Annotated in this window: 9 protein-coding genes; 5 read left to right on the top strand and 4 right to left on the bottom strand. The window is 39.1% G+C overall.

Annotated features, from left to right (window positions below; genetic code table 11):
• The first annotated feature begins 17 nt into the window (after positions 1–17).
• The 3 genes from LVD17_RS18780 to LVD17_RS18770 all read left to right on the top strand — a co-directional run bounded on the left by LVD17_RS18780 (position 18) and on the right by LVD17_RS18770 (position 1,749).
• A complete protein-coding gene (locus LVD17_RS18780; protein WP_233760547.1) occupies positions 18–428 on the top strand; it encodes a DoxX family protein in 411 nt (136 codons plus the stop codon).
• Positions 429–513: 85 nt separating this feature from the next.
• Complete coding sequence (locus LVD17_RS18775) at positions 514–1,224, top strand: YebC/PmpR family DNA-binding transcriptional regulator (RefSeq protein WP_233760546.1); 711 nt, start codon at positions 514–516, stop codon at positions 1,222–1,224.
• Positions 1,225–1,323: 99 nt separating this feature from the next.
• Positions 1,324–1,749, top strand: a complete 426-nt coding sequence (locus LVD17_RS18770; RefSeq protein ID WP_233760545.1) for a hypothetical protein — start codon at positions 1,324–1,326, stop codon at positions 1,747–1,749.
• Here the strand turns inward: LVD17_RS18770 and LVD17_RS18765 are convergent.
• The gene (locus LVD17_RS18765; protein ID WP_233760544.1) at positions 1,746–3,227 is read right to left on the bottom strand and encodes a dihydrolipoyl dehydrogenase family protein; all 1,482 of its coding nucleotides are present in this window, start codon (positions 3,225–3,227) and stop codon (positions 1,746–1,748) included. The genes LVD17_RS18770 and LVD17_RS18765 overlap by 4 nt on opposite strands.
• Positions 3,228–3,861: 634 nt before the next feature.
• Here LVD17_RS18765 and LVD17_RS18760 point away from each other — a divergent pair.
• Both LVD17_RS18760 and LVD17_RS18755 read left to right on the top strand, forming a co-directional pair.
• Positions 3,862–4,335: a UCP032817 domain-containing protein gene (locus tag LVD17_RS18760; RefSeq protein WP_233760543.1), complete on the top strand. Its 474-nt coding sequence runs from the start codon at positions 3,862–3,864 to the stop codon at positions 4,333–4,335.
• Between the two features lie 110 nt (positions 4,336–4,445).
• Positions 4,446–7,727 carry an ATP-binding protein gene (locus LVD17_RS18755; RefSeq protein WP_233760542.1) on the top strand — a complete coding sequence of 1,094 codons (3,282 nt, stop codon included), beginning with the start codon at positions 4,446–4,448 and terminating at the stop codon, positions 7,725–7,727.
• Here LVD17_RS18755 and LVD17_RS18750 read toward each other — a convergent pair whose 3' ends face one another.
• The 3 genes from LVD17_RS18750 to trpA form a co-directional block, all read right to left on the bottom strand.
• Positions 7,728–10,967, bottom strand: a complete 3,240-nt coding sequence (locus tag LVD17_RS18750; RefSeq protein WP_233760541.1) for a sensor histidine kinase — start codon at positions 10,965–10,967, stop codon at positions 7,728–7,730.
• 121 nt (positions 10,968–11,088) lie between these two features.
• On the bottom strand, positions 11,089–12,099 hold the full coding sequence (locus LVD17_RS18745) for a bifunctional 3-deoxy-7-phosphoheptulonate synthase/chorismate mutase (protein ID WP_233760540.1): 1,011 nt from the start codon (positions 12,097–12,099) through the stop codon (positions 11,089–11,091).
• Positions 12,096–12,893, bottom strand: coding sequence for a tryptophan synthase subunit alpha (trpA, locus tag LVD17_RS18740; protein ID WP_233760539.1), 798 nt, complete (start codon positions 12,891–12,893; stop codon positions 12,096–12,098). The genes LVD17_RS18745 and trpA overlap by 4 nt, the downstream gene beginning before the upstream one ends.

The raw sequence follows: 12,893 nt of genomic DNA, 5'->3' as shown, positions 1-12,893 counted from the left end.
TCAAGACACCAATGATTATGAAACAGCTTTTTAACACGCAATTTGCTTCAACCTCGCATGTATGGCTATTGATCCTCCGGATTTCTGCAGCATCGTTTATGCTTACCCATGGCTATCCAAAGCTTATGACTTTAATTGAAGGAGGGGAAATTGCTTTCTATGATTTTTTAGGATTAGGAATGACAGCCTCTTTGGCCCTGGCCGTGCTCGCTGAGTTTGTTTGCTCTATTTTATTGATCCTTGGCTTAGGTACCAGGCTTGCGGCATTGCCCCTGATCATTACCATGCTGGTAGCGGCCTTCGCCGTCCATGCAGATGATCCGTTTGGCAAGAAAGAGTTTGCCTTGCTTTACCTGCTAATATTTGCTACCATTCTTGTATTTGGAGCTGGAAAATATTCTGTTGACCGGTTTATGGAAAAGAAATAACCCGAATAATTAGAAATTTTCCTTTATCAAAATCATTAGTTGTTTTAATTTCGTGCATTAAAAATTTCAACAAGGATTATATACCATGGGAAGAGCGTTTGAATACCGAAGGGCAGCTAAAGAAAAGCGTTGGGACAAGATGTCCAAATTGTTTCCTAAACTAGCCAAGGCCATAACTGTAGCTGCTAAAGAGGGTGGAACTGACCCGGAAATGAATGCCAAGCTAAGAACAGCCATTCAAAATGCCAAAGGTCAGAACATGCCTAAGGACAATATAGAGGCTGCAATAAAAAGAGCCGATGGCAAAGATGCCGATGCATATGTAGAAGTAAACTACGAAGGCAAAGGCCCTCATGGCGTTTTGGTGTTTGTAGAATGCGCTACTGACAACACCACCCGCACCGTAGCCAACGTAAAGTCATATTTCAATAAAGCCGGAGGTAGCCTTGTACCCACAGGATCCCTTGAATTTATGTTTTCCCGTGATGCTGTATTTGAGTTTGAAAAAACAGCAGAAATGGATATAGAAGAAATGGAGCTTGAGCTTATAGATGCCGGCATGGAAGAGATTGAGGAGAAAGATGGCGTTGTGTATGTTTACGGGGATTATACCAATTTCGGAACACTTTCAAAAGCCCTGGAAGATATGGGTATTGAGGTAAACAAAGCATCACTTCAGCGAAACCCCAACTCCCCGGTAGAGTTTACCGAAGAGCAAATGGAGGACATAGAAAAAATGCTTGATAAGATAGAGGATGATGACGACGTTCAGGCCGTTTTCACCAATATAGCCTGAGCTTTTGATTGAGTCTGATTTTGCATAAATTGTTTTATGCAAAATCATAAAAACCAACCTCAGCAACAATTCAGGGTTATTAAATTAATCTATACATCAATGGCATTAGCCATTGTACTCTTTGCATTAGCTGTATTAATCATTAATTACGTACAGCTAATGCAACCTGACTCCTTGGCCAAACAGGACTTACAAATATTTACGTATATCAGTGCTGCAATGGTTCTGCTATCCATGCCCATGAGCATGATACTCTTTGCCAAATTCATAAAAGGAATAAAAGGAAGTAACAGGGCATTAAATGAAAAGCTTACAACATATCAAACAGCCCTGCTTATAAAAGCGGCTATTCTCGAGCTTCCTGCCATGTTTGTGTGTGTAAATGTATTGCTTACCGGCAACCTGACAGTTCTGTTGCTAATCCCCCTTGTTCTGTTCATCTTCTTTATCAACAAACCTTCACTTTTCAGGCTGGAGAGCGACCTTGAGCTTACACGTGATGAGATAGAGCAGCTTAGAGGTTAAAATATAATATCAGCATATTCGCCATTAGTGTAGGTTTTACAGGAAAGCTTACCTTTTAAAGCATCTGGCTTGAACATGGACTTGCCTAACAACATACGGACACACTCCTGAATACCCTCCGTGATCGACGGATGCGGATGCACACACTCAGCCAGCTCATCTATGCCTTTATCCATACTTATAAGTAAAGCAACCGCCTGGATGGCGCTGGAAGCGTGATTGCCTACCACACGCATTCCTAATATCTTCATATCCTCATTATTAGTCACCAATAGCTTAATGAATCCCTGCGTATTTCGTTTGGCAATAGCTCTTGGAATACACCCATAGTCAAGAGTTACTACTTTATAGGCTATTCCTCGTTCAGCCGCCTGAGTTTCGTTCAGGCCAACCCCGGCAACCTCAGGATTGAGGAACATAATAGTAGAAATATTTTCATAGATAAGTTTACGCTTTGGCTCACCAAAGATTTTTTCCACGGCATACCGACCTTCCAGTTCTCCTACGTTAACCAAAGCAATGTCGGCCGTGATGTCTCCAACAGCATAAATATTAGATACGCTGGTTTGCGTTTCATTATCTTCGATGCCCCGCTTGCTCAATACAATATTAACACCATTCTCCCAAAGCTTTTCATAATTAGGCACTCTACCTACTGACACGAGGGCCCTTTCAACATTGAAAATTTCATGTGATCCATCGTCATATTCCAACTCATACTCCACACGACCGTTTACTATATCCATCCGGATCAACCGGGAGTTACGATGAATATGAACACCGTTATTCTCCATGTTCCGTTCTATGACTTTGACGACATCATCGTCCTCAAAAGGTAATATTCTGTCTCCTTTATCTATTAAATGAACCTTTGTTTTACCAAATCCGGAAAAAATAGTGGCAAACTCACAACCGATGACCCCGGCACCAAGTATCACCATGCTCTCGGGAAAATGACTCATCTGCTCTATGCCGTCGCTGGTAAGTATGATTTTTTCATCAATAGGAATATCAGGTAATTTCCTTGGCCTGCTTCCAGTGGCCAGCACTACATAATCAGCCCATACTACTTCGGTTTCATTTTCGCTAATAATTTCAATTTCATGGGGGGTTAAAAGCTTAGCCACGCCCACTTTATAGGTTAGCAGGTCTGCAAAGCAGGATGTGCTCAGCAAAGTCATATGCTCGTGCAGCAGGGCTTTCCTTTCTTCAACGGCCCGGTTAACTTCAGTCTGCACCTCTTTAAAGTCTATATCCGGCACACTCATATTGAAGCGTCTGAGATGTTTATGCAACATATGGGTCTCTCTGGCTATTTCCCACCATGTTTTTGACGAAAGTGCTCCGTTAGTTACACCGGCACCGCCTACATTCCCTTTCTCTATTAAGAGCACTTTTTTCTTAAAATCTATTGCCCTCATTGCCGCGGCATAGCCGGAAGGCCCCGCGCCGATAACCACCAAATCATATTTCTGCATAGTTGTAAAGCCAATTTGTTAATCTTAAATATAATAATTTATCACCCAAAAAAGGAACAAAAGCAACGAATGTAATAATTGACCGAAAAACATACATAACCCGCTCTATTTCACTGATATTCTTTATGTTATGATCATAAAATAAAAAGGGAATTTTAAACCATTATTGGAACCGGTTATACCAATTACCTCAACAACCTGACCTACAACAACTTAGCCACCTTACCGGTTACTCTTATTCAGGACAAAAAATTAAATATATTATTATTCACATTAATTTTTCCAGTCTTTAATTATTTTTAGGTTTTTATATTAAAATTATAATATTTTTTATATTTCATAAAAATATTTAGATATTTTCTATTGCAAATTATGATATTCATTTTTATAATTGCATACATAATCAAAAAAGTTTTTTAAACTAAACAATTAAAAAAAATGACTACTACAATCACTACAACACGCACAAAAGCAATTGACAAGAAGCAAGAGTTAATTGACAGGTTATTTGAGAAGAATAGCTCTGGAGAGAATAAACTTTCTTGTGTAATACCTCCATCAATTTAAGTCAGTTACCAGGTCTGAAATAGAATTATTTCAGACCTGGTTTTTACCCATTTTAAGATGACACATTATGAAAGAATTATTAAAACAGTTGGACTGTGAGGATGAAGACAAAATAATAGAGGCCTTCATGAACAGATATGATGTCTCTGCTGAAGAGGCTCAGGATATATTTAATGAAACTAAAAAGTGGTTATGGTTAGGAGCAAATTGTAAGGATTTAGACACTCATGCCCTCTTTATAGACGATTCGTTGGCCATAATAGATGAAATGTGGCATAATTTCATTCTTCATAGCAAAGCCTACTACAACTTTTGCATCAATAAATTAAAAAGAATGATCCATCACGAGCCTACGTCTCACACAGAAGCAACAAAAAGCAATAATCAATATAATCAAGACCCTGAATCATATGAAAAATTAGTAAAAAAGCAGTATAGCCTGATCTATGATCATTTAGGAAAGGACACTCTGATTAAATGGTATGATACACTAGCAAATAAGTACACGCCTGAATATATTCAATCTATAAAAAAAATATAGTCGTACATTGCTAACAGCGCTTAATACTTTTTTTATTTGATTCACAAACCTTACTTTTAGCATTTATTACCTCTAATAAATGCTAAAACATATTTTTAGACTTTTTTTTTTTGAGGAACTATGCACCGATGGTGTACGGATGGGCTTTTATTGCACTTCTCTTTTGCTTGTTTTTTAATTCAACATCGGCTCAAGACAATAAATTTCTTATAAGAAATTTTGATCGCAAGGACTATAATGCATCAGTATCAAATTGGGATATTACTCAGGATAATCGCGGCATAATTTTCATATCTAATTATGATGGTATCATAACGCATGATGCGAAGCATTGGAACCATATACCAATATTAGATAATTTGGTCGCACTATCCATTTCGAGTGACCAAAACAATAGAATTTTCGCAGGAACTCAAGGTGATTTTGGTTATTTAGAACCTGACCAAACAGGCCGTTTGTCTTACCACTCATTAGCAAATGGTATACCAGAAAAGCTCAAACTAAATGGATTTTGGAGAATTATTACAACATCAAAAGCGGTTTATTTTCAATCTTCCGAACTCCTTGCCAAATGGGAAAATGGAAGGTTAATTTTTTGGAAAACTACAGAAAATAAACCATTCAGGTATATTTTCAATATCAACGACACACTATATACAACTAAACATGGTGTTGGAATACAAAAAATTATATCAAATGACCTTAATACCTTAAAAAACTCAGACAAACTAGTTGAACAGAGTATTCATCTGATTTGCAAAGAAAACAAAGATTTTCTAGTTGGGGCCCAAACAGGTTTTTTTATTTATGACTCAGCGAGAACTTATAAAATCAAATCTCCTGACTTTCTTAATAACAATAAGCTATTTACTTCCAAAAGAATTACAAACCACGACTTTTCATTTGCTTTAGGAACGCTAACCGGAGGCTTATTCTTTCTTGATAAAGACCTCAATTTACTTTATCGATTAGGTAAGGACAATGGTCTTCCTAGTGATGTAGTTAGAAACTTTTGCTTTGATAGTAGTCAAAACCTTTGGGTTGCAACATATGAAGGCATTTCGTATACCGAAATTGTGTCCCCACTAATGTTTTGGAATACGCAAGACATTCCGGGGGTCCCTAATTCAATTCTTCGTCATAATAAAAGCATTTATGTAGGATCTTCTGAAGGAATCTACCGCTTAAATAATAATAAAAGTATTCAGATTAAAGATTTAAATAGCAATGTTTGGGATATCTGTACTTATGACTCCACAGTCATTATTGGCTCTCAAGATGGGCTATTTGGGTTATCAAATGAAATGCCATATGAAATAAAAGATTATTCTGGAGTTACTGCTTTATTGCCCATTAAAAATCTTTACATCCCTCATCTTACTGTTGTCCATAGTCAGGGTATTTCTGTATTAGTCAATAACAACAGCACTTGGGATGAGGTAAAAAACATAAAAATAGCAAGCCCAACCTGTAGAAGCTTATCACAAGATAAAAATGAAAATCTTTGGATAAGTGCCAAATTCAGGGGCATCTATCGCATAGACAATCTGTTTTCAAATAAGCTATCACATGTAATCAAATACGACACCACATCCGGCCTCCCTGACATCAACGAAATCAAAATTATCAAAAAAGACGATCAACTTCTTTTCACTACCAGCAAAGGATTCTACAGGTATAATGAACAAACTAACCGCTTTGAGCCGGATAGCTCCATTCTTAAAGAACGCATTAACATTAACAATATAGTTGAAGACCAATATGGCAACTACATTATTTCTGTTATTGATGAAACCAGGAAAACTCATGTAGAAATACTAAAAAAGGTCGGCAACGAATATGTCAGGGATTACATACCTTTTCGAAGGCTTCCTGAAATGGAAATTACAGCCATCTACCCGGAAGGTGACTACATTTGGATAGCCGGTGGGGAGGGCTTGTTCAGATTTGATCGTAACGTAGAAAAAGACTACACCATCCCCTTCAATACGCTGGTTAGTCAGGTGAGTGTGAGGGATTCAGTAATATTCTACGGCAATTATTATGACCCGTCAGACACTACAGGAGTCCCTCCGATCATACTGGACCAGCCGGAAATTTTTAAGCCTAAGTTGGAGTTTGAAGATAATAGCCTGACATTTAATTTCAGCGCCGCTTTCTACGAAGCTGCTGAAAGAACACTTTATAGTTACTACCTTGAAAATAACGAGGAAACCTGGTCAAAGTGGTCTACAAATACAACAAAAGAATACAACAACCTCAGCGCAGGTACCTATACCTTTCATGTTAAGTCTAAAAACATTTACGATACAGAAGGTCGGGTAGCTTCTTATGAGTTTACCATTCTGCCGCCCTGGTATCAAACCGGTTGGGCTTACTTTCTGTTTAGTGTACTTGCAATCCTTTTTGTATGGCTTATAGCCTTGCTGTATACATACCGTGTACGTATGCAGCGCAGGCGGCTAAAGCTCATTGTGGCAGACCGGACTTATGAGGTTATCTCACAGAAAAAGGAAATTGAGAGACAAAAAGACCTGCTACAGCTTCAGTTTGAGAAGATCAGCAAGCAAAAGGACAGTATCGAGGAGAAGAACAGCAAACTTCAGCATGCTCAACAAGAAACACAAAATGCCAATGAAGCTCTCCAAAAATTGAATACACATCTTGAAAAAGAAGTAGAAAAGAGGACTGAAAAAATAAAATCAACACTCCATCAGTTGCAGCTTAAAAACAAAGAACTGGATACTTTCATTTACAGAGCCTCTCACGACCTTGAGGGCCCTATAAGCAGGATAAGCGGACTTTCGGCACTTGTTAAAATGACATTCCCTAAAGGTGTGGATCAGCAGTATATTGACCTGATTGAGGTAACAGCAAAGAACATGAAAGTACTTATCTCTAAACTCACCCAGGTGCATAACCTGCACAATGCAAAAGTAAAAAACGAACTCATAGATGTTACAGAATTAATCGCCTCCATTACCGAAAGCCTGCAACATCTCGAAAATGGCTGCTCTATTAATTATAAATTTGACATACCGGCGGAAACCAAAATATTTGGGGATATTGATCTTCTGACCATCGTTCTTCAAAACATTATAGAAAATGCGCTGGTATTCCGCAAACCTCGTTACGATGAACATCAGGTTGGTATCAGTGTCAAGAAAATCAATGACTTAGCCTATATAACTGTACTTGATAATGGTACGGGTATACACGCTGACCATATCGATAAGGTGTTTGATATGTTCTACCGCGGAACAAATCAATCGCTGGGGAGCGGATTGGGCCTTTACCTTGCTAAAATGGCTATAGAGCATTTGGAAGGTCACATAGAAGTTAGAAGCGAATTGCACAAATTCACTGAATTCACTGTCATCATTCCGCAATGATCAGGTAATATTACCTGGCAAAATCACTTCGAAAGTGGTACCGGCTTCATCACTTTTAACCAGCTTTACTTTCCCCCGTAACACTTTAGCCGCCGTTTGTGCAGTATACAATCCTAAACCAGTACCCCGGATGTTATCCTGGCCAACAAAAAACATGTCAAATATCTTATCAGCTACATTTTTCGATATACCCGTACCATTGTCTGTTACTTCTATTGATGCATTGTTTTTATCCTTTCGGTTACAGTTTACCTTTACCTTGTGTGTTCCATGATCTTTTCGAAATTTCAAGGCGTTCTCCAAAAGGTGATAGAGTATTATTTCTACGGTATCTTTATCTGAATACAGCCTGAAGTCATTTGAAATTTCAATTTGAATATCAACAACCTTTGAACCTTCCGGCAAGAGGCGTTTTAATACTTTGTCAATAACCTGTTCTATGTCAATTTCATTAATGTTTAACTCTGCGGCTTTTAATCTTACAATATTGAGCAGGCGGTAAAACACATCGTTCATCTCATTGGCTGTCTGATTAAGCAGATTAACCAATTCCAAAATGCGATCGTCTGTGGTTTCCAATGAAATGAGATAACTTAGCCCCTGAAGCCTTGCTATTGGCCCTCTAACATCATGAACAGACCTGTAAATGAAAGTATCCAACTCTTTATTTACACTTAACAGATCCTTGTAGGCTTTTTTAAGCTGCTCTGTACGCTCCTCCACCAGGTCTTCCAGGTGGAGGTTGATTTTATGAAGTTCTCTGTTCTTGTATTCTATCTGCTCCTGCTGAACTTCTATGGCTTCCTTCTGAGCCTCAATCTCTTCTTTTTGATGCACCACTTCAGAGGTTCTCTCATCCACCAGCCTGGCCAGTTCGTACTGAGCTCTTTTTAACGACTTAATCCTCAGGTTATAAACCAGTACCCCAACCAGAACTATCAATAGTAATGTCCCTGCTATGAATATATTGGTTTCATAAAAAGCAGGTTTTATATAGAATGACACCGACACTCCATCATCATTCCAGACTCCATCACTATTGGCCGCCACTACCTTGAATGTATATCTCCCATAGGGCAGGTTGGTATAACTGGTCTCTCTCTTTGCTTTCGCATTTTGCCATTGATCATCAAAACCAATCAGTTTATACTTATACTCGATATTCTCCGGTGACACATAACTTAAGGCAGAAAATTTGATCGTAATCCGTTGCTTTCCAGATGGAATGCTAATACTGCTGTCGAGGCCAATTTCATTACCGTCCACGAAAAACTCCTCGATTACAACGGGCGGTTTTCCATCGTTGATCTTTATATTTGAAGGATCTATACTTTCTATACCGTTGTTGGTAGCAAGATACAAGGTACCATCGGGAGCTTTCAGACTGGTGGCAGATGAGGTGGCAGCCGTTGATTTCAAGCCATCTTTTTGCGAATATACAACCGGATCGACCCATGATATTTTGCCATCTGCCAAATCATTCAGCTCTTGTTCAGATACCTTGAATACTGTTATGTTTTTTTGGTTAGTAGTAATCCAAAAATATCCTTGATCATCTTCAAGTATCTGAAAAACAGTATTGCTAACAAGCCCTTGTGCCGTGGTCAGTCCTGTAAATTCTCCGTTTTTATACCGTGTCAGTCCTGCATTGCCACATAACCACATGGCTCCATGATCATCAAAGTACGTTTTAAAAACAAAGTCACCCGCCATACCATCCTTGGCAAAATAGCTGGTAAATCGTCCATGATCAAACCGGTTGAGTCCATTACGGGTTCCGACCCAAATTACTCCCGCACTATCCTCCTCTATGCTCATGATATATTCGTGCGAAAGGCCATCTTTAACGGAGTAATATTTAAATTTCTCTTCAGAGATCACAGTTATGCCATTAGTTGTACCTACCCATATATTGCCTTTAGAATCCTCATAGGTCAGCCTCACGTTATCATGAATAAGGCCATTTTTAGTGGTGTAAAGTTTAGACTTACCCTCCTTATACTTCAGCAGAAAATTCAGGGTTGACACCCAAAGATTTCCCTTACTATCCAGCATACCACTTTTAAAACTGGTGACAGGTACATCGTAATTAAGATCAAAACGCTCAAAAGAATTATCATTTATATTCAGGAGGTTGATGCCATCCTGTTGTATTACGATAAATGTACTATCAGTTTTTTGAAGAATACCATGGACCACATAAGATCCATGCTCGTTGGACATAAGGCTTGAGTAGTTCGTAAATTTTCCATCCCAAAGTTTATATAATCCGTTTCTGTAAGTACCTAACCACAAATTCCCTTCCCTGTCACTGGCTATGGAGGTGATGTCCTGTCCAAATAGCGGGTGCGAAGTTGAAAAATGAGAAAACTCACCTTCATTAATCCGGCTAAACCCCTTGTATGAACCTACCCATATTACTCCATTATTATCCACAACAGAAGAAGTTACATAGTTATTTTGCAGGCCGTCATCAATTGTAATGTTTTCTATGGTGCTATCGGCTCTAATAACAGACAGTCCCATATCAGTACCTACCCATATGCTACTTTTTTCAGCCTTTACATAATTAATAATGTTACTGACGAGGCCCTGCTCCACTGTATATCTGCCAACAATATCACTCCCTGAAAACCGAAAAACACCTGTATCAACGGTACCAGCCCAAATGTGATTATTTTCATCACAGGTAATGCTTTTCAGTTCCTTCGATTTCAGTTCTTCAGGAGTATTGTCATTAATGAAGCTTTCTCCCTTTTGGTAATACAGGCCATTGCTGGTTGCCACCCAAATTCTCCCGGTTGTATCCTGCACTATCTCCTCCACAAAATTACTTGGCAAACCATGTTCCGTTGTATAAGTCCGCACTTTCTCACCATCAATAGAAGTTACACCACCACCACTGGAAGCAGCCCATATCACTCCTGCTTTGTCCTCATAGATATGAGTATAAGAGTTGTTAATAATTTCTGGAGCATTAAAAGAATTGAATGTATAGAATTCTATACCATTAAAACGGGTAATACCACCATATGAAACAAACCAGATATAGCCGCTTTTAGCCTGAATGATATGTATGATGGAATTAACTGGCAGGCCATCCTCACTTTTCCAATGATCAAAATTATATTGATCGAGCTTTTTATAAGGCCTTAACTCATTTTGGGCAAACAGCCAGCCACTTGAAATCCATACGATCAAGACAAAACAGCCGACTGACTTAGACAGAGAGTCTACCACATTATGAGCTTAATGATTTAAGTTACTCACGAATATATTCATGAGCTAAATTGTAATATCATCATTTTAGACCATTAGGTCAAGTAAGGGCTCAGATAAAAATCATGTATGAGAGAGCTCTTTACAGGCTCTCTCTAAGTTCAAAAACTTTTCTGATCTTATTAACCAGCTTTGCTGAATCCCTGAAATTGAGTGTTTGCTGACCATCTGAAAATGCTTCGTTTGGTTTTTCATGGGTTTCATAGATCACCCCGTCGGCCCCGGCCATGATACAGGCTAACGCAACAGGTTCAACATAATCGCGGATACCAATACCGTGCGATGGATCAGCAATTACCGGCAGATGCGTCTTTTCTTTTAGAATCGGAATGGCATTAATATCCATGGTGTTTCTGCTGGCCCGTTCGTACGTCCTAATGCCTCTTTCACATAGCATCAGGTTTTCATTACCGGCTGAAAACACATATTCGGCAGAATATAACAGTTCATCTATCGTACCGGAAATTCCTCTTTTAATGAGTACAGGCTTGTCCACTTTGCCCAATTCATCCAATAAGTTAAAGTTCTGGGTATTTCTGGCACCTACCTGGTACACATCAATATAATCGTACATCTCTTCAATCTGCGATACCTGCATTACTTCGGTAATAATTTTTATACCGGCTTCACGTGCAGCTTTATACCATTGTTTTAACCCTTCAATTCCAAGGCCGCGGAACGAGTAAGGAGAACTTCTTGGTTTGTAGACACCACCTCTCATTATTCTTACATCATTGGCCTTAAGATGTTCAATGGTCTTATTGATCTGCTCCTCGCTTTCAATTGAGCATGGGCCGGCCATTATTGCCATATCACCTTCGGAGATAACAACTCCGTCTCCCAGATCAATACTGGTAGGATTAACTTTCCACTTTCTGGATACAAGCTTGTAGTCATCTGAAACGATATGGATATCTGAAATCCCCGGTATCTGCCCTATTTCACGGATATCGAACTCACTCTTCCCAATCCCAATGATATAATCTCCTTTTTGGGTGTTAACCTCAGTAGTCTTGTATTTCAGGTCATTGACCTTCGCTATGATCTTTTGCTTTTTATCTTGAGGAAGGCCGGTTTGTAATTGTATAATCATTGGTTCAATGCTTTAATGTCTTTAACAAATGTTTTAATCTCCTCTTTTAAGTCAGTTGCTGCCTGCAACAGTTTAATGAAAGCACTGCCTATAATAGCTCCATTACTGTAAGAAGAGGCCACTTTGAAAGTTTCATGATTGGATATACCAAAGCCAATAAGCAATGGGTTCTTCAACTGCATGTTTTGTATGCGCTCAAAGTATTTACGCTGCTGCTCGCCAAACAGGTCTTTAGCCCCTGTTACACTGGCAGAAGACACCATATAGATAAATCCATCCGTATGCTCATCGATCAGCCTGATTCGGTTTTCCGAGGTCTGCGGCGTAATCAGGAAAACATTTTTAAGGCCGTGTTCTGCAAAGATGTTTTTATACAGTGCCAGGTACTCCGCCATCGGTAAATCCGGGATTATAAGCCCATCTACTCCGCAACGCTCACATTCAGAGCAAAACTTGTTTATACCGAATTGCAGCACAGGATTGATATATCCCATCAGTATGACGGGTATGGAGACTTTCTCTCGCAACGCAGCGAGTTGGTCAAATAACAGGCGTATGCTCATGCCATTGTCCAAAGCCCTTTTATTACTCTCCTGGATCGTTGGTCCGTCAGCTACAGGATCGGAAAAGGGCATTCCTATTTCAATGATATCTGCTCCGGCCTCTTCGAGGTACTGCGCTATTCTCAACGTATCATTCAACTGAGGAAAACCAGCTGTATAATAGATCGAAAGTACCTCACGCCCGTTTGACTCAAACAATTCATTTATTCTATTGGAAGTTTTTGTATTCAT

The sequence above is a fragment of the Fulvivirga ulvae genome (assembly GCF_021389975.1).
Taxonomy (GTDB): Bacteria; Bacteroidota; Bacteroidia; order Cytophagales; family Cyclobacteriaceae; genus Fulvivirga; species Fulvivirga ulvae.
This window is presented reverse-complemented; position numbering and strand designations above follow the sequence as displayed.